At 59.2% G+C, this 16,846-nt stretch carries 17 protein-coding genes; 3 read left to right on the top strand and 14 right to left on the bottom strand.

The annotated features are described in order from the left end of the window. Positions 1-2: 2 nt before the first annotated feature. The 8 genes from tsaE to chvI all read right to left on the bottom strand — a co-directional run bounded on the left by tsaE (position 3) and on the right by chvI (position 9,735). Positions 3-1,514, bottom strand: coding sequence for a tRNA (adenosine(37)-N6)-threonylcarbamoyltransferase complex ATPase subunit type 1 TsaE (tsaE, locus tag O3S81_RS23380; protein ID WP_269347104.1), 1,512 nt, complete (start codon positions 1,512-1,514; stop codon positions 3-5). After that, the gene (locus O3S81_RS23375) at positions 1,511-4,156 is read right to left on the bottom strand and encodes a sensor histidine kinase (RefSeq protein WP_269347103.1); all 2,646 of its coding nucleotides are present in this window, start codon (positions 4,154-4,156) and stop codon (positions 1,511-1,513) included. The genes tsaE and O3S81_RS23375 overlap by 4 nt, the downstream gene beginning before the upstream one ends. 208 nt (positions 4,157-4,364) lie before the next feature. Then, positions 4,365-5,765, bottom strand: a complete 1,401-nt coding sequence (gene ahcY, locus O3S81_RS23370; protein WP_269347102.1) for an adenosylhomocysteinase — start codon at positions 5,763-5,765, stop codon at positions 4,365-4,367. A gap of 128 nt (positions 5,766-5,893) precedes the next feature. Next, positions 5,894-6,169 carry an HPr family phosphocarrier protein gene (locus O3S81_RS23365; RefSeq protein WP_269347101.1) on the bottom strand — a complete coding sequence of 92 codons (276 nt, stop codon included), beginning with the start codon at positions 6,167-6,169 and terminating at the stop codon, positions 5,894-5,896. Positions 6,170-6,180: 11 nt separating this feature from the next. Continuing rightward, positions 6,181-6,582 (bottom strand): PTS sugar transporter subunit IIA, encoded by a 402-nt coding sequence (locus O3S81_RS23360; protein ID WP_003505374.1) that lies wholly within the window; start codon positions 6,580-6,582, stop codon positions 6,181-6,183. A gap of 125 nt (positions 6,583-6,707) precedes the next feature. After that, positions 6,708-7,172 carry an HPr kinase/phosphorylase gene (locus O3S81_RS23355; RefSeq protein ID WP_269347099.1) on the bottom strand — a complete coding sequence of 155 codons (465 nt, stop codon included), beginning with the start codon at positions 7,170-7,172 and terminating at the stop codon, positions 6,708-6,710. Continuing rightward, on the bottom strand, positions 7,162-8,952 hold the full coding sequence (gene chvG / locus O3S81_RS23350) for a two-component system sensor histidine kinase ChvG (RefSeq protein WP_269347098.1): 1,791 nt from the start codon (positions 8,950-8,952) through the stop codon (positions 7,162-7,164). Before chvG ends, O3S81_RS23355 begins: the two co-directional genes overlap by 11 nt. A gap of 57 nt (positions 8,953-9,009) precedes the next feature. Next, positions 9,010-9,735: a two-component system response regulator ChvI gene (gene chvI / locus O3S81_RS23345; protein ID WP_003505377.1), complete on the bottom strand. Its 726-nt coding sequence runs from the start codon at positions 9,733-9,735 to the stop codon at positions 9,010-9,012. A 339-nt stretch (positions 9,736-10,074) separates the two neighbouring features. Between chvI and O3S81_RS23340 the strand changes: the two genes are divergently transcribed. The 3 genes from O3S81_RS23340 to lysM all read left to right on the top strand — a co-directional run bounded on the left by O3S81_RS23340 (position 10,075) and on the right by lysM (position 12,783). Next, positions 10,075-11,685, top strand: a complete 1,611-nt coding sequence (locus O3S81_RS23340; RefSeq protein ID WP_269347097.1) for a phosphoenolpyruvate carboxykinase — start codon at positions 10,075-10,077, stop codon at positions 11,683-11,685. A 127-nt stretch (positions 11,686-11,812) separates the two neighbouring features. Beyond that, on the top strand, positions 11,813-12,247 hold the full coding sequence (gene arfB / locus O3S81_RS23335; protein ID WP_269347096.1) for an alternative ribosome rescue aminoacyl-tRNA hydrolase ArfB: 435 nt from the start codon (positions 11,813-11,815) through the stop codon (positions 12,245-12,247). 86 nt (positions 12,248-12,333) lie between these two features. After that, positions 12,334-12,783: a peptidoglycan-binding protein LysM gene (gene lysM, locus O3S81_RS23330; RefSeq protein WP_269347094.1), complete on the top strand. Its 450-nt coding sequence runs from the start codon at positions 12,334-12,336 to the stop codon at positions 12,781-12,783. Between the two features lie 43 nt (positions 12,784-12,826). Here the strand turns inward: lysM and coaA are convergent, their stop codons facing one another. Genes coaA through O3S81_RS23300 form a run of 6 tightly spaced genes read right to left on the bottom strand, consistent with a single transcriptional unit; the run spans position 12,827 to position 16,828 of the window. Beyond that, a complete protein-coding gene (gene coaA, locus O3S81_RS23325) occupies positions 12,827-13,828 on the bottom strand; it encodes a type I pantothenate kinase (protein WP_269347093.1) in 1,002 nt (333 codons plus the stop codon). Further along, entirely contained in the window at positions 13,825-14,148 is a 324-nt protein-coding gene (locus O3S81_RS23320) for a phosphoribosyl-ATP diphosphatase (protein WP_269347092.1), read from the bottom strand. Before O3S81_RS23320 ends, coaA begins: the two co-directional genes overlap by 4 nt. Positions 14,149-14,163: 15 nt before the next feature. Next, positions 14,164-14,940, bottom strand: coding sequence for an imidazole glycerol phosphate synthase subunit HisF (gene hisF, locus O3S81_RS23315; protein ID WP_269347091.1), 777 nt, complete (start codon positions 14,938-14,940; stop codon positions 14,164-14,166). Continuing rightward, positions 14,937-15,680 (bottom strand): 1-(5-phosphoribosyl)-5-[(5-phosphoribosylamino)methylideneamino]imidazole-4-carboxamide isomerase, encoded by a 744-nt coding sequence (gene hisA / locus O3S81_RS23310; protein ID WP_269347090.1) that lies wholly within the window; start codon positions 15,678-15,680, stop codon positions 14,937-14,939. Before hisA ends, hisF begins: the two co-directional genes overlap by 4 nt. A 1-nt stretch (position 15,681) precedes the next feature. Next, the gene (hisH, locus tag O3S81_RS23305) at positions 15,682-16,332 is read right to left on the bottom strand and encodes an imidazole glycerol phosphate synthase subunit HisH (protein WP_269347089.1); all 651 of its coding nucleotides are present in this window, start codon (positions 16,330-16,332) and stop codon (positions 15,682-15,684) included. Position 16,333: 1 nt separating this feature from the next. Continuing rightward, positions 16,334-16,828 (bottom strand): DUF2628 domain-containing protein, encoded by a 495-nt coding sequence (locus O3S81_RS23300; protein ID WP_269347087.1) that lies wholly within the window; start codon positions 16,826-16,828, stop codon positions 16,334-16,336. Between the last annotated feature and the right edge of the window lie 18 nt (positions 16,829-16,846).

Here is a 16,846-nt window from a genome sequence, read left to right as displayed (position 1 = left end):
GTTTAGTCGTTAAATTCCATGCCCATGCGGACACACCACTCTCGGAGTGGCGCGAGTTCGGGATGCGAAAGCGCGTCAGCGAGATAACGGAACGTCCTCGGCATATGTTTCATATAACCGGGTTTCTTGTCCCGTTCCAACAGCCTCACCCAGATACCGGCAAGCTTGCAGTTGCGCTGCGCCGACATGATGGCGAAAGCCTTGAGGAATGAGGTCTCATCAAAGGCAGGCGTCGCTTTTCTGCTGTCGAGATAATGCGAGAGCAGGCGTGTCTGTAGTTCGGGGGAGATGGTAACCCGCGCATCCTGCACGATGGAGGCGAGATCATAAGCGGTGGGGCCAATCATTGCGTCCTGAAAATCGATCAGGCCAACCTGCCGGATACCGCTGTTCTCAGCCTGCCAGAGCAGGTTCGGCGAATGGAAGTCGCGTAGCAGAAGCCCCGTTTCACAGCCGGCGAGCGCGTCGATCAGGCCGTCCCAGATGGCGTAATAGTCCCGCTTCTCACCTTCGGTGAGTGCTCCGCCGCGCTTATGGGGCAGATACCATTCCACCAGTAGCGAGACTTCGATCTTCATCGCCTGCCGGTCAAAGGCAGGAATTTCGTATGTGCTGCCGTCGCGCATCGGCAGCAATGCCGGGCGCGGTGTCTGGTGAAGGGCGGCGAGACAGGCGACACTTTGAAGATAACGTTCTTCTATTGGTGTGCCGTCGGTAGCCAGCACACCCTCCCGCCCGAGGTCCTCCAGCAGGAGAATACCCTGATCGATATCCGCGGCCAGAATCTCCGGCGCGCAGAAGCCGCTGTCTCGCAGATAATCGCCGATCGCAACGAAGGAGCGAGCATCCTGGGCGAGGTGAACGATTTCCGCATAGGTCTTGCCATCCGCGACGATCGCGCCTCGCATGGGGCGCCGCCAGTCCATCAGGATGAGGTCCGGGCCATCGGTGGAAATCGTCTCATAGGCGCGTGTGGAGGCATCGCCGCTCAGGAAACGGCGGGTCGCATCGCCTCTGCCGTTTTTCGCTAGGAATTCACGAATGGCGAAAACACGGTCGAGCCGTGCTTTCTGTCGTGCGGGTGCCTCTATCACGGCCACGCGACCTTCGCCCGAATGCGTCAGGCGCAGGGTGATCGTCTGTTCCGGCGGCAGAGCCTCGGCGGCGATATCCGGCCATTCGATCAGGCAGATACCGTCCTCCAGCATCTCGTCGATGCCGAGTTCATCCAGCTCCGAAACATCCGAAAGCCGGTAAAGATCGAGATGGGCGACGGGAATGCGTGTGGCATAGGTTTGGATGATGGTGAAGGTTGGGCTTGGAACCTCAAGATCGGGCTCATCCGCCATGGCCCGAATGAAGGCGCGGGCGAGCGTCGACTTGCCGGCGCCGAGATCGCCGATCAGCGCCAGGCAATCACCGGGTTTCAGGGCGAGAGCAAGGTCTTCACCGAGCCTGATGGTGTCCTTTTCTCCTTCGAGGGAGATGGTGATCGGCAAGATGTCTTCGCTCATTCTGCGGCGATGGAATGCGGCCGTGTGGCGGAGGGAATACGGCAGGTGACGATGGTGCCGTTGCCGGGTCGGCTGTCGATGCTGACGGTGCCGTGATGCAGGCTGACGAAGCTTTCGACAATGGAAAGGCCAAGCCCCGCACCGGTCCGCCGCCCGCCATTGCCACGCGTCGCAAAACGGTCGAACACCGTCTTCAGCATGTCTTCAGGGATACCCGGACCCTTGTCCGCAACGGAGAATACGAAGTCACCCTCGCTGCGCTGGCAGGAGAGCTGCACCGAGGAGCCTTCCGGCGCAAAATTGATGGCGTTGGTCAGGAGCTTGATGAGAATCTGTTTCAGCCGCTGGTGGTCAGCCACCAGGCTGCCGAGATGGGCAGGCGCGACGATCTCGAGCGAAATACCGCTTTCCTGCAGCCGGTCGGCGATCTGCACCGAAACATCGTCGAGCAACTCGTTCAGATCATTATCCGAATAATTGAGCTGCATGATGCCCGCATCAACGGTCGCGAGATCGAGAATATCGTTGACAATGGTCAGGAGAACGGAGGACGAGGTGGAAATATGGTCGAGATATTCCGCCTGCCGTTCCGTCAATTGGCCGATGCCGGGAGTCTTCAGGAGATCGGTGAAGCCGATGATATTGGTCAGCGGCGAGCGCAGTTCGTAGGAAACATGCTGCACGAAATCGTTCTTCAGCTCATCGGCCTTCAGGAGCGCGTCGTTCTTTTCCTTGAGCGCCCGCTCGGCGCGCACGCTGTCCGTCATGTTGACGAAGGTCAGCATGGTCTGCGCATCCGGCAGCGGAATGATCGCATAATCGAGCACGAGACCGGAAAGCAGTTCCAGCGTGCCCTGCCGCGAGGGTCGTTCGTCATCGAAGCTGGTGATGAACTGGCTGAAGGCGCGCCAGCCGTCCGGCCCGTCATAGGATTGGGCGCAGGCGGTTTCGATGGCACGAATATGCGTGCCCGTTTCCGCCTGTTCGGCGGTCACACCCCAGAGCGCCCGGAATGCCGGGTTGGACAGGCGAATGCGCCCGTCTGCGCCGAACACGGCGACACCTTCGGCCAGATGGTCGATGGTTTCGCCCTGCACCTTTACCAGCGTATTGTAACGCATCTGCAGGTCGACCTGCTCGGTCAGGTTCTCGAAAACCCAGGTCGCGCCACCCTGCGGATGGGCCGTGGCGATGACCCGCAGCGTCTGGCCGTTGGGCAGGTGCCAGAGATCGGTCTTGGTATCGAGCGAACGGTAGACGGAAAGCGCCGTCTCCTTCCAGTTCTTCCAGTTCAGCTGTTCGGGCAACTTGCCGGCGCTGCGCAGCCTGTCCAGAAGCTCGGAATTATCAGGACCGGATTCGAGGAAAACCAGATCGAAACCCCACAGGCTGGCAAAAGCCTGATTGTAGAATTGCAGCCGCTGCCGGCCGTCGAAAATGGCAACGGGAGTTGCCAGATGATCGAGCGTTTCCGCGTGGCTTTTCAGAACCCGCTTGAGTTCCTCGCTGATGGTTTCGGCTTCGGTGGCATCGATGGCGATACCGGCAGATCCGCCCGCCGTCTTGATATCGACGACATCGAAGAAGCTGCGGTTACCGGAAACGACGGTTGAAATACGATCGTGATAGGGTGATTCCGGTGTCGCGGCCGCGCGTATCTTCTGGCGGGTGACGGTGTTCAGAAGTTCGCGCTTCTCCTGAATAGCCTGCTCGGCATTGCGCGCATCCACCGCATGGGCATAAGCGTGGTTGACCCAGGTGAGTTCACCTTCGCCATTGCGACGCCAGACGGGCTGTTCGATGGAGTCGAGAAGTTCCTGAAATGTCGAGACGGAGGCAAGCAGACGCTCGCGCTCCACCTGCAATTCGGCGAGTTCGGCACGCAGATTGTTGAGCGCGATGAAACGCGCAAAGGCATTGCCGCCGGAAACGCGGCCCTGAACCTCGATGACTTCGCCACGCTGCGTCTCGATGGTCAGATCGAAACTCTGGGCGTGGCTACGCAGTTTTTCGATGGATTTTTCAAGCTGGCTCGCGGATGCCGGTTTCAGCCAGCGGCCGAATGCCAGAAAATCCTGATCCGCCTGCGGCACACCGGTCTCGGCCGGCAGCTGCCCCAGAAATTCCGGGCGCTTGTCCGCGCCGTCCCAGATGACGATGCGGCGGCTCCTGTCGGAAATCAGCGCTTCGTATTTCGCGATCTTGTGGTGGGATTGCGCCAGCGCCTGACGGTATTCGCTGCTTTCCGCCTCGATATTGCCGCGCTGACGCACCAGCCAGACGACGGAAAACAGCGTTGCCGAAAGCATGCCGACGAAAAGCGAATAGGTGATGGTTTCTCCAGACGAGAAGAGCCGCGCGCCGGTCTTTGCCACAAGGCCGTCCTGGGCCATTGCAATGGTCGTCGAGCCGGTGAGAACCGTACCCGAAAGCAGGATATGCGCCCGCGAAACGCCGGTCCGGATCGCACGGATTGCCAGCCGGCACCGTGCCAAAGCATTTGCAGGAAAAGTGGGTACCGGTTTTCCATCCGGAAAGGCGCAGAAATGCTCCGACGCCTGCGCGCTCAATGCCACGCCCGCATGCGTGTTTTCAACGCGTTGAACTGTCTGCTCGCGCAGATCCGAATTGTGAACCGTCATCCCCGGTCTGTCTCCGTCCTATGTGCCGCATCTTCGACAAGACATCCCATTTCGTCCCCGCCGCCCTTTGGCGTGTCCGAATCAAGTCTGATGACAATACCGCCTTCATAAATCTGCGGAAAGGGAGCGCGCAAAAAAGATGCCGCGCGCTTTGTCAAGCGCGCGGCATCTAGATATTGTGTAATTTCAGTGGATATTAACTATGAAATTAATATCTGTAGTGTTCCGCCTTGAACGGACCTTCCTTGGAGATGCCGATATAATCTGCCTGAAGGTCGGAAAGTTCCGTTAGCCGCACACCGAGCTTCTCGAGGTGGAGGCGCGCGACCTTCTCGTCGAGGTGCTTCGGCAGCACGTAAACTTCGTTCTTGTATTCGCCCTGCTTGGTGAAGAGCTCGATCTGGCCAAGCACCTGGTTGGTGAAGGACGCAGACATGACGAAGGACGGGTGACCGGTGGCATTGCCGAGGTTCAGCAGGCGGCCTTCGGAGAGCAGGATGATGCGGTTGCCCTTCGGGAACTCGATCATGTCGACCTGCGGCTTGATGTTCGTCCACTTCAGGTTCCGCAGCGAGGCGACCTGAATTTCGTTGTCGAAGTGGCCGATGTTACCGACGATGGCCATGTCCTTCATCTCGCGCATATGCTCGATGCGGATCACGTCCTTGTTGCCGGTGGTGGTGATGAAGATGTCGGCGGAGGAAACCACGTCTTCCAGACGGACGACTTCGAAACCGTCCATCGCGGCCTGAAGCGCGCAGATCGGGTCGATTTCGGTCACCTTCACGCGGGCGCCGGCGCCCTGCAGCGAGGCTGCGGAACCCTTGCCCACATCACCGTAACCGCAAACGACGGCGACCTTGCCGGCCATCATCACGTCGGTTGCACGGCGAATGCCGTCGACGAGAGATTCCTTGCAGCCGTATTTGTTGTCGAATTTCGACTTGGTGACGCTGTCGTTGACGTTGATGGCAGGGAAGGGCAGCAGACCCTTCTTGCTGAGGTCGTAAAGACGATGAACGCCGGTGGTCGTTTCTTCCGTCACGCCCTTCAGTGCGTCGCGCTGCTTGGTGAACCAGCCGGGCGAAGCCTTCAGGCGCTTGTTGATCTGAGCGAAGAGGATTTCCTCTTCTTCCGAACCCGGATTGGAAAGAACGTCTTCACCGGCTTCAGCGCGTGCGCCGAGCAGGATATACATGGTGGCGTCGCCACCATCATCGAGGATCATGTTGGAGAGGCCGCCATCGGTCCACTGGAAGATCTTGTCGGTGTATTCCCAATATTCCGTCAGGCTTTCACCCTTGACGGCGAAGACCGGAATGCCGGCTGCAGCAATGGCCGCTGCCGCATGGTCTTGGGTCGAGAAGATGTTGCAGGAGGCCCAGCGGATTTCCGCGCCCAGTTCCTTGAGCGTTTCGATGAGAACGCCGGTCTGGATCGTCATGTGAAGCGAACCGGTGATGCGCGCACCCTTCAGCGGCTTGCTTTCGCCGAACTCCTTGCGGCAGGACATCAGGCCCGGCATTTCGGTTTCGGCGATGTCCAGTTCCTTGCGGCCGAATGCGGCAAGGTTGATATCGGCGATGACGTAGTCCTTCTCAAGGCTCATGAGGTTCTCCAGATCAGAAATGCCGTGCCTGACAGCCCGGCTCTTAAACGTAGCAGCGGTTTAGCAGGCCACGAACGATCTGGCAATGATGATATAAAGAAGTCTTTATGTCTTTATATGGTACCGACTCAGGCTTCTTCGCCGAAGCGATCGGCGACCAGCGCTTCCAGTGCCGCCAGCGCCTCTGCCGCCTGATTGCCGCTCGCCTCGACATAGACGCTGCATCCGGGGCTTGCCGCCAGCATCATCAGGCCCATGATGGATGTGCCGCCAACGGTCATGCCATCCTTGGAGACCGTGATCGTCGCATCGAACCCCTCGACCATCTGCACGAACTTGGCGGATGCCCGGGCGTGGAGACCGCGCTTGTTGATGATCGGCAATTCCCGGGAGAGAGGCAACATGGGCTGACTTCTTATTTTCCGCTCAAAACGCGGCTGGCGACGTTGATATATTTGCGGCCGGCATCGGAAGCATCCTGAAGGGCCTTGTCCATATTATCTTCGCTGCGCACGCCGGCAAGCTTGATCAGCATAGGAAGATTGACCCCGGCGATGACTTCGACATTGCCGTTATTCATGACGGAGATCGCGAGATTGGAGGGCGTGCCGCCGAACATGTCCGTCAGAATGATGACGCCATTGCCATCATTGGCGCGCGCAACGGCGTCGATGATATCCTGCCGGCGCTGATCCATGTCGTCTTCGGGACCGATACAAACCGTCTCGATCAATTTCTGGGGACCAACGACATGCTCCAACGCATGGCGAAACTCCTCAGCCAGCTTGCCATGGGTGACAAGCACTAGTCCGATCATGAAATGCTCCCTTGCACACGCACTCTCATTGCCGACTATCGCAACGCGGCAATCCTGTCCATCGGTGGGATTTCATCTTGATGAGGAAAATGCGAATCGCAAGCCTAAAATCGCCCGAATCATCGTCACTTCACATTCGTTTTAAAAAGATTCTGAGCAAGTGCAGCAAATTTTCCATAGGGCGTAAGACTTGCAAGCGGAATGCGCAGAAGTGGAAGATGCCCACCGCAGGGCAGAAAAAACATTTCATCATCTTCGGGAAGTCTTGGATTTTCCGGTGAAAGAACTGTCGTGACGGCGAAATCTAGTGGCGCGCGCGCAATGCTTTTCACCGAAACAATGCCGCTGCCGCGCAGTTCCAGCAGGCCGGCGATCGTTTCCGGTCGCTCGGCGATGATCCTCCCGTCCTCACGATACACGAAAATCTGATCGTCCCCGATCAGCGCCGCCGGCAATCCGCACCGTTCCGCCTCCGTCAGAAAGCTGAAGGCAAGCTCGCTTTTGCCGCTGCCGGAGGGGCCGGTGAAGAGGATGCCGGTATTTTGAACGACGATGGCCGTGGCGTGCAGGTTGAAGCGTTCAGCGTTCATGGGTTTCGGCCGCCGGCAGCGACAGGGTGAAGCGTGCGCCGGAAATCACGCCATATTTGTCGACCACGTTTTCCGCCCGCAGACTGCCGCCATGGGCTTCCGCGATCTGGCGGCTGATGGAAAGACCAAGGCCGGAATTCTGGCCGAACCCTTCGCTGGCCGGCCGGTCGGTATAAAAGCGCTCGAAGATACGGTCGATATCTTCGGCCTGAATGCCGGGACCATTGTCTTCCACCTGTACGAGGCAGCGATCCTTGTGGCGGGAAAGGCGCACCGTGATACGACCGCTTTCCTCGGCTACGAAAGAGCGCGCATTCTCGATGAGGTTGGTGACGATTTGGCCGATGCGCAGGTCGTGGCCATTCACCACAAAGGAGGTTTTGGCGCCTGCCTTTCGGTCGACAACATAGTCGATCGTCACACTTTTCTTTTTGGTGCTTATCTGGCGGGATATATCCACCAGACCCTTCATCAACACATCGAGATCAACCGGCGAGGCGTCGGCACGCGCGAGTTCCGCGTCGAGCCGCGAGGCATCCGAAATATCGCTGATCAGGCGGTCGAGGCGGCGCACATCGTGGAAGATGATCTCCGTCAGGCGCTGCTTCGACTCTTCCGTCTTGGCGCGCGGCAGGGTCTCCACGGCGCTGCGCAGCGAGGTCAGCGGGTTCTTGAGTTCATGGCTGACATCGGCGGCGAAACTTTCGATGGCGTCGATACGGTCGTAAAGTGCCGTTGTCATTTCACGTAGCGCAATCGAGAGATTGCCGATTTCATCCTGGCGCGCCGAGAAATCCGGGATCTCCTCACGCGTTCTCGCCCCGCGGCGCACGCGGATCGCGGCCGCCGAAAGCCGCCGGAGCGGGGTGGCGATGGTGGAGGACAGAAGCAGCGACAGCACGATATTAACGAGCGTGGCGATGCCGAAGACGCGCATGATGGCAAGGCGCTCCGCATGCACGATCTTGTCGATATCACCCGCCTGCGTGGAGAGCAGCAGAACACCCAGAACCGCGCGGAAGCGCTGCACCGGTACGGCCACCGAAACAATCAGCTCTCCTTTTTCGGTGACGCGAACGACCGCGCCGCGTACGCCCGTCAGCGCATTCATCACTTCCGGATAGATGGAGCCGTCACCGCCGGGCGCTTCCTTATATTGCGGCAGGCTGCTCGGCTGCAGCATGCGGTTGAACATGCTGGTGAACCAGTCACCCCAGGTCTGGGTTTCAGGCGTCACCGGCGGCAGATCGAAGCGCAGAACCTGTCCGCGCGAATAAAGGTGGCGGGAATCGAGCAGCAGATTGGCATCGGCATCGAACAGCCGCGCGCGGGTGCGCGTCGGCGAAATCAACCGCCGCAGCACCGGCGCCACCCGCTCCGGATTGATCGGAAAACTCAGATCCTCATCATTGGGGGCAGGGGTGATGCTTTGCCCCGCCTGCAATTCGAGCAGCTTTTCCGGATTGATGGTGATCGAGTTGGTATCGACCGAGGCGGAAGCGGAGACCGCGCCGGCGATGATTTCGCCCTGTGTCAACAGGCTTTCCACGCGAGCGTCGATCAGCCCTTCGCGGAACTGGTTGAGATAGAGAATGCCGCCGACCAGAACCACTGTCGCGGCGACATTGAAGAAGAGGATACGGCGCGTGAGGCTGGAAAACACCGCATTGCCGAAAATGCGCCGGATGATCGTCAGCGGATGGATACGATGGCGGCGTTCGCTGCCGCGTTCTTCGGCATCGTCGCTGTCCGAGACGGTTTCCGGCGTTTTCTTCAACACGTATTCAAGTCCTCACCGCCCCGGTTCGGGCGGTCCCTTCTGCCCGAGTCGGCTTTTTCAAGCCGCTTCGCGGAAGCGATATCCTACGCCATAAAGCGTTTCAATCATATCGAAGTCGCCATCGACCAGTTTGAACTTCTTGCGAAGGCGCTTGATGTGGCTGTCGATGGTGCGGTCGTCCACATAGACCTGTTCGTCATAGGCGGCGTCCATCAGCGCGTCGCGGCTTTTCACCACGCCCGGACGCTGCGCCAGCGAATGCAGGATGAGGAATTCCGTGACCGTCAGCGTAACCGGCTCACCCTTCCAGGTGCAGGTGTGGCGTTCCTGGTCCATGGCGAGCTGCCCGCGCTCGAGCGTGCGCGCCTGTTGGTCCGCGGTCGGCTTCAGCACGCTGCCGGTTGCGGCGGACGCCTCACGGCTGCTGGCGCGGCGCAGGATGGCCTTGACGCGTTCCACCAGAAGACGCTGCGAGAACGGCTTGGTGATGAAGTCGTCCGCACCCATCTTCAGGCCGAACAGTTCGTCGATCTCTTCATCTTTGGAGGTGAGGAAGATCACCGGCAGGTCCGACTTCTGGCGAAGGCGCCGCAAGAGCTCCATGCCGTCCATGCGTGGCATCTTAATATCGAAAATGGCGAGCTGCGGCGGACGGGCAATCAGCCCGTCAAGCGCGGAGGCGCCGTCCGTATACGTTTCGACCCGGTAGCCTTCGGCTTCGAGCGCGATCGATACCGAAGTGAGAATATTCCGGTCATCGTCGACAAGCGCGATCGTCTGCATGTAGTTGGTCTCCATCGTCATTTTCTCGTAACTCCCGACATTCACCCAGCCAAGGTTGTGCGCCGCGAGCCACTCTCTTGAGTATAAAGGTGGAACAAATTGTGGCAAAGGAAAACTCGCCCCAAAATCGCGGGGGCGAGACGAGAGGATTTCGTAAAATCGCTGCAGCTGGATTTTAATGCGTCTTCAACCGATTTAAAAAGAAATAAAATCTTTTAAATCGATTAATATATTGAAATCACTAAGTTTTTTAAAGTCAGGCTCTTGCGTTTCCAAAAGCTGCCACGTATTTTCCGTGAAAATTTCAACGGCCTTAACGTCATTAACAAGGAACGCGTCATGAACGAGCTTGGGGTTCATAATCCTGCCAATGGAGTTGCGGAACTCGGACTGGGCGAGGCCTCCCGCGTCTTTTATAACCTCAATGAGAGCGAATTATACGAAGAGGCGATCCGTAACGGCGAGGCCGAACTGACCATCGATGGCGCGCTGCGCGCCGTCACCGGCCAACATACGGGCCGCTCGCCGAAGGACAAATTCGTCGTTCGCGACGCTTCCACCGAGAACACCATCTGGTGGGACAACAACAAGCCGCTGTCGCCGGAAAATTTCGAGCTGCTGCGTCAGGACATGCTGGCCCATACCGCCGGCAAGACGCTTTACGTGCAGGATCTGATCGGCGGCGCCGATGAGGAAAATGCGCTGCCGACCCGCGTCGTCACCGAACTTGCCTGGCATTCGCTGTTCATCCGCAATCTGCTGATCCGGCCGAAGCGGGAGACGCTGTCGGGCTTCAGCCAGAAGCTCACCATCATCAACCTCCCGAGCTTCAAGGCTGATCCGGCCCGTCACGGCGTGCGTTCGGAAACCGTGATCGCCTGCGATCTCACCAACGGCCTCGTTCTCATCGGTGGCACCTCCTATGCCGGCGAAAACAAGAAGTCGGTCTTCACGGTGCTGAACTACCTGCTGCCGGCCAAGGGCGTGATGCCGATGCATTGCTCCGCCAATGTTGGTCCCGAGGGTGATTCCGCCGTATTCTTCGGTCTCTCAGGCACCGGCAAGACGACGCTGTCGGCCGATCCTTCGCGCACGCTGATCGGCGATGACGAACATGGCTGGGGCGAACACGGCATTTTCAATTTTGAAGGCGGTTGCTATGCCAAGGCGATCAAGCTTTCGGCGGAAGCCGAGCCGGAAATCTACGCCGCGACCCGCCGTTTCGGCACGGTCCTCGAAAACGTCGTGCTGGACGAAAACCGCGTTCCCGACTTCAACGATAATTCGCTGACGGAAAACACCCGCAGTGCCTATCCGCTGCACTTCATTCCGAATGCATCGGAAACGGGCATTGCCGGCCATCCGAAGACGATCATCATGCTGACGGCGGATGCCTTCGGCGTGCTGCCGCCGATCGCGCGTCTGACGCCGGAACAGGCCATGTACCACTTCCTCTCCGGCTACACCGCAAAGGTTGCCGGCACGGAAAAGGGCGTGACCGAGCCGGAAGCCACCTTCTCCACCTGCTTCGGTGCACCCTTCATGCCGCGCCATCCGGCGGAATACGGCAACCTGCTGCGCGAGCTGATCGGCAAGCACGGCGTGGATTGCTGGCTGGTCAACACCGGCTGGACCGGTGGTGCTTACGGCATCGGCAAGCGCATGCCCATCAAGGCGACGCGCGCGCTTCTGACCGCTGCTTTGACCGGCGACCTGAAGAATGCGGAATTCCGCACCGATGCGAATTTCGGTTTCGCCGTGCCGCTGTCGCTCGACGGCGTCGACAGCGCGATCCTTGATCCGCGTTCCACCTGGGCCGATGGCGCAGCTTATGACGCGCAGGCGAAGAAGCTTGTGTCGATGTTCGTTTCGAACTTCACCAAGTTCGAAGATCACGTCGACAGCAAGGTTCGTGACGCAGCTCCGGGCCTTCTGCTTGCGGCTGAATGAATAAAGCCTCATTTATGAGGAGGAGGGAACCCGGCCCAGTGCCGGGTTTCTTTTTGCCGGGTTCTTTCGTTTTCTCCGCTGTTTTCATTTTTTGCGATCTGTGGCATCACCGGCGCGGAGAAAGATCATGGCCAGCGACCCGCTTTACATCAGCAACCGTATCACCATTGCCGGCTGGGAGCTGACGGAGCAATTCGTACTGGCCGGCGGGCCGGGTGGCCAGAACGTCAACAAGGTCTCGACCGCGGTTCAGCTGTTTTTCGATATTGCCAATTCACCGTCCCTCCCGGACCGGGTGAAGGCCAATGCGTTGCGTCTCGGTGGCCGGCGCGTTTCGAAAGACGGCGTACTGATGATCGAGGCGAGCCGGTTTCGCAGCCAGGAGCGCAATAGAGAAGATGCGCGCGAGCGGCTGAAGGAGCTGATCCTCGAAGCCGCTGCTCCGCCGCCGCCGGTGCGCAAGGCCACCAAGCCCACCAAGGGTTCCGTGGAGCGCCGCCTCAAGGCGAAGTCCGGTCGCTCCGATATCAAGAAAATGCGCGGCAAGCCCTCGGGCGATTAGGTCCCGGCGAGGTGGCGAATGTTTCGCCCTTGTCATAGAGCTTCAAATATCGTCTGGTAAGCCTCCCTACAACCAAGGAGGGTGCTATGGGTCTGTTCAATTTCATCAAGGAAGCGGGAAAGAAGCTTGGTATCGGCGGCGATGATGCTCCTGATGTCGAAGCGGTCAAGAAGGAACTCGCTTCCCACGATCTCGGCACGGACAAGGTTCAGGTGGAGGTGGTGGACGACAAGGTCGTCCTGAAGGGCGAAGTGGCCGACCAGTCGATTTTTGAAAAGGCGGTGATTGCGGTCGGCAATACGCTCGGCATTTCCAAGGTCGAGGCCGGTGAGCTGACGGTGGCCGAAGCGCCGGCAAAGGAACCCGTCTTCTACACCGTCAAGAAGGGCGACAATCTCTGGAAGATTGCGGAAGCGCAATATGGCAAGGCCAATGGCGCGAAGAACAATATCATCTTCGAAGCCAACAAGCCGATGCTGACCCATCCCGACAAGATTTATCCCGGCCAGGTTCTGCGTATTCCTGACCTTGCCTAATAACGGGTCTTAACCACTAAAGATGCCGCCATGCGCGGCATCTTTACAGCTTGCGAAGCGCCACCGTGTCGATCAGGTGGTTCTTGCCCTTGCGCAGAATAAGATCGGCGCGCGGGCGCGTCGGCACGATGTTCTGGCGCAGGTTCTTCAGGTTGATATTCTGCCAGAGACCTTCCGCAATGCTGAGCGCTGCCTCTTCGCTGATCGACGCATAACGGTTGAAGAACGAATTGGGATCGCGGAAGGCGGTTTTTCTCAGATTCATGAACCGGTTCACATACCAGTTGTGAATGAGGCCTTCATCGGCGTCGATATAGATCGAGAAATCAAAAAAGTCGGAAACGATCGGCACGATCCGCCCGCCTGCCGGCAGGTCGCGTGATTGCAGCACGTTGATGCCTTCAAAGATCAGAATATCCGGCTGGTCGATGACGGTGAATTCGTTCGGCAGAACGTCATAGGTCAGGTGCGAATAACGCGGTGCCTTGACATTCGGCTGGCCCGCCTTGATCGCCGAAAGGAAACGCAGCAGCGCGCCGATATCGTAGCTTTCCGGAAAGCCCTTGCGCTCCATCAGGTTTTCCCGCCGCAGAACCTCGTTCGGATAAAGAAAACCGTCTGTGGTGATGAGATCGACCTTCGGGCTGGAGGGCCAACGGGCGAGAAGCTCCTTCAGGATACGTGCCGTCGTCGATTTTCCGACGGCGACCGAACCGGCAATGCCGATGACGAAGGGCGTCTTGTTGACATCCGCCATGTTGAGGAAGCGGTTGCGCTGTTCGAACAGCAGCTGCGAGGCCTCGACATGGGAGGAGAGCAGGCGCGATAGCGACAGATAGATGCGCCGCACCTCGTCCAGATCGATCGGGTCGTCCAGCGAGCGCAGACGTTTGACCTCGTCGGCGGAAAGCGTCAGTGGCGTATCGGCGCGGAATTTCGCCCATTCTTCCGAACTGAAGAAGTGGTAGGGCGAATATTCATCCGGTCGGAAATGATCGAGTGTGCTTGGCATGCCTCTCTCCCCGCTGCCTGCCTCGACCTTCATGAGTTAGGCCTCGCCGCCTTTTCCGCAAGACCGGTTTGCCCGGTCCGGCGCTCCAGTTCGGCAAAAACCTCGCTCAAGGGAATGTCGGCGATCTTCAGTACCACCAGCAGATGGTAGAGCAGGTCGGCGGCTTCGTTTTTCACCCCGTCGCGATCCTTCGCAATCGCCGCGATGACGGTTTCCACCGCCTCTTCGCCGAGTTTTTTTGCCGCACGCTCCTGGCCAGCCGCAACCAGCTTGGCCGTCCAGGATTCGTCAGGAGAGGCAGCGGCACGGGTCGCGACGATGCGTTCCAGATCGGAAAGGGAAAATGCGCTCATGGGATGTTCCTGCAATCAGTCGAGACGCATGGCAATGCCATGTTCGGCCATGTAACTCTTGGCTTCACCGATCGAATAGGTGCCGAAGTGGAAGATGGAGGCGGCAAGCACCGCAGTCGCGTGGCCATCGCGAACGCCTGCCACCAGATCATCCAGCGTGCCAACGCCGCCAGATGCAATAACGGGCACGCGAACCTGATCGGCAATGGTGCGGGTCAGGCCGATATCGTAACCGCTCTTGGTGCCGTCGCGGTCCATCGAGGTGACGAGCAATTCACCGGCGCCACGTTCGACCATCCTGATGGCGAATTCCACGGCGTCGATGCCGGTCGGCTGGCGCCCGCCATGGGTGAAGATTTCCCAGCGGCCTTCTTCGCCATCCTTCGAAACCCGTTTAGCATCAATGGAGACGACGATGCACTGGTTGCCGAATTTGTCGGCCGCCTGCGCAACGAAGTCGGGATCCTTGACCGCTGCGGAATTGATCGAAACCTTGTCGGCTCCGCAAAGGAGCAGCTTGCGAATATCTGCGACGCTGCGGACCCCGCCACCGACGGTAAGCGGCATGAAGCAGTGGTCGGCGGTGCGCGAGACGACATCGAAGATCGTGTCGCGATTGTCCGAGGAGGCGGTGATGTCCAGGAAGCAGAGTTCGTCTGCTCCCGCCGCATCATAGGCTTTTGCCGCCTCGACGGGGTCACCGGCATCGATGAGGTCGACGAAGTTCACACCCTTGACGACACGGCCGTCTTTCACATCGAGACAGGGAATAACGCGGGCTTTGAGGGTCATGCGTTTACCTCCTTTGCGGCCTTGATGAGGGCAAGCGCCTCGGTGGGGTCGATACGCCCGTCATACAGCGCGCGGCCCGAAATCGCACCCTCGAGCTTGGCGGCATCCGGCTGCAGCATGCGCTTGATGTCGTCGATGGAGGCAAGGCCGCCGGAGGCGATGACCGGGATGGAGACGGCGTCCGCCAGTTCCAGTGTCGAGGCCCAGTTGATACCAGCCAGAATGCCGTCACGATCGATATCGGTATAGATGATGGCGGCGACGCCTGCACCTTCAAAGCGTTTGGCGAGCTCGATGACGCCAAGTTCGGATGCTTCCGCCCAGCCTTCCACGGCAACCTTGCCACCCTTGGCATCGATGCCGACGGCAACCTGGCCGGGGAAACGCTTGCAGGCTTCAATGACCAGAACCGGATCGCGCACCGCCACGGTGCCGAGAATGACACGGGCAAGACCGCGGCTCAGCCACGCCTCGATATGATCGAGCGTGCGGATACCGCCGCCCAGCTGCACCGGGTTTTTCGTGGCTTTCAGAATGGCGTCGACCGCCGCGCCATTGACTGTCTCTCCGGCAAAGGCGCCGTTGAGATCAACGACATGCAGCCATTCGAACCCCTGATCCTCAAAGGCTTTCGCCTGCGCGCCGGGGTCTGTATTGTAGACGGTGGCCTGGTCCATATCGCCGAGTTTCAGGCGAACGCACTCACCGTCTTTGAGATCGATTGCGGGAAAAAGAATCATGTCAGGGCTTCCAGCGCAGGAAATTGGAAATCAGGGAGAGGCCGAGCGTCTGGCTTTTTTCCGGGTGGAACTGCGCGCCCGCCATATTGTCGCGGCCGACGAAAGCCGTCATCGCGCCACCGTAATTGGTGGTGGCGATGACATCCGTCGAGTGCTTGGCCGCCAGATGATAGGAATGCACGAAATAAGCATGCAGGCCATCCGCGCCGGTCTTGATGCCGTCGAACAGCGGGTGGGCGTGGCGAATTTCCAGCGTGTTCCAGCCGATCTGCGGGATCTTGAGGCTGGGATCGGATGGCGTCATTTCAACGACGTCACCTTCGATCCAGCCAAGCCCGGTGCTGACGGTCTTTTCCAGCCCGCGCGAGGACATCAGCTGCATGCCGACGCAGATGCCGAGGAAGGGGTGCGCTTTTTTCTCTACGGCTTCGATGAGCGCCTCATGCATGCCGGGAACGGCATCGAGGCCCGCACGGCAATCCGCGTAGGCGCCAACGCCCGGCAGGACGATGCGGTCTGCCGAAGCGACGTGATCCGGCTTGTCGGTCAGGTCGATGGTTGCGTTGATGCCGGCCTCGCGGGCGGCACGCTCGAAAGCCTTGGTGGCCGAACGCAGATTGCCCGAACCGTAGTCGATAATCGCGACACGCATGTCAGCGCCTTCCATTCAAGTCGAAAAGAAACGATCCGGCGGGATCGTTGACGAAGTTTTTGCCGCCGCTCTTTTGCGGCGAAGTGGTCCAGACCGGCTGCGACAGCTGTTCCGCCGCTTCTGCGATTTCGGAGAGACTGGAGAAATATATGTCTTCCGCACTCGAAAGATCAGGGGCGGAAACGATGGATGTCAGCGTCCAGCCTTTGCGGATCAGGTGCCGGACGAGAAAATCGCGTCCCTCCAGCGCCGTGACGAGGGCGATGGCGAAACCGCAGAGAATGCCGACGGGTTCGAATCCGGCTAACGTCGAGACCTGTCCGGCCAGAACGAGTGCGATGACAACGAGCGCGGTCGCCAGCCACAGCCGGTTGACGGCGAGCCATAACCAGGGCGCAATCAGGGCCAGCCAGACGAAACGGTCTGCGATGAAGCGGGTCGTCTTGTGGTCCCTGTCCGGCCCGTTGGGGGCTTCCAGAACGAGATAGCTTGTCATGGGCTTCCTGACAGCTTT

Source organism: Agrobacterium sp. SOY23 (assembly GCF_027212525.1).
Lineage (GTDB): Bacteria > Pseudomonadota > Alphaproteobacteria > Rhizobiales > Rhizobiaceae > Agrobacterium > Agrobacterium tumefaciens_I.
This window is presented reverse-complemented; position numbering and strand designations above follow the sequence as displayed.

What these genes read in the sequence shown, in the direction of transcription:
- tsaE (WP_269347104.1), bottom strand. Translation starts at nt 1,514, where the DNA reads ATGAGCGAAGACATCTTGCCGATCACCATCTCCCTCGAAGGAGAAAAG.
- O3S81_RS23375 (WP_269347103.1), bottom strand. Translation starts at nt 4,156, where the DNA reads ATGACGGTTCACAATTCGGATCTGCGCGAGCAGACAGTTCAACGCGTT.
- ahcY (WP_269347102.1), bottom strand. Translation starts at nt 5,765, where the DNA reads ATGAGCCTTGAGAAGGACTACGTCATCGCCGATATCAACCTTGCCGCA.
- O3S81_RS23365 (WP_269347101.1), bottom strand. Translation starts at nt 6,169, where the DNA reads ATGTTGCCTCTCTCCCGGGAATTGCCGATCATCAACAAGCGCGGTCTC.
- O3S81_RS23360 (WP_003505374.1), bottom strand. Translation starts at nt 6,582, where the DNA reads ATGATCGGACTAGTGCTTGTCACCCATGGCAAGCTGGCTGAGGAGTTT.
- O3S81_RS23355 (WP_269347099.1), bottom strand. Translation starts at nt 7,172, where the DNA reads ATGAACGCTGAACGCTTCAACCTGCACGCCACGGCCATCGTCGTTCAA.
- chvI (WP_003505377.1), bottom strand. Translation starts at nt 9,735, where the DNA reads ATGCAGACGATCGCGCTTGTCGACGATGACCGGAATATTCTCACTTCG.
- O3S81_RS23340 (WP_269347097.1), top strand. Translation starts at nt 10,075, where the DNA reads ATGAACGAGCTTGGGGTTCATAATCCTGCCAATGGAGTTGCGGAACTC.
- arfB (WP_269347096.1), top strand. Translation starts at nt 11,813, where the DNA reads ATGGCCAGCGACCCGCTTTACATCAGCAACCGTATCACCATTGCCGGC.
- lysM (WP_269347094.1), top strand. Translation starts at nt 12,334, where the DNA reads ATGGGTCTGTTCAATTTCATCAAGGAAGCGGGAAAGAAGCTTGGTATC.
- coaA (WP_269347093.1), bottom strand. Translation starts at nt 13,828, where the DNA reads ATGAAGGTCGAGGCAGGCAGCGGGGAGAGAGGCATGCCAAGCACACTC.
- O3S81_RS23320 (WP_269347092.1), bottom strand. Translation starts at nt 14,148, where the DNA reads ATGAGCGCATTTTCCCTTTCCGATCTGGAACGCATCGTCGCGACCCGT.
- hisF (WP_269347091.1), bottom strand. Translation starts at nt 14,940, where the DNA reads ATGACCCTCAAAGCCCGCGTTATTCCCTGTCTCGATGTGAAAGACGGC.
- hisA (WP_269347090.1), bottom strand. Translation starts at nt 15,680, where the DNA reads ATGATTCTTTTTCCCGCAATCGATCTCAAAGACGGTGAGTGCGTTCGC.
- hisH (WP_269347089.1), bottom strand. Translation starts at nt 16,332, where the DNA reads ATGCGTGTCGCGATTATCGACTACGGTTCGGGCAATCTGCGTTCGGCC.
- O3S81_RS23300 (WP_269347087.1), bottom strand. Translation starts at nt 16,828, where the DNA reads ATGACAAGCTATCTCGTTCTGGAAGCCCCCAACGGGCCGGACAGGGAC.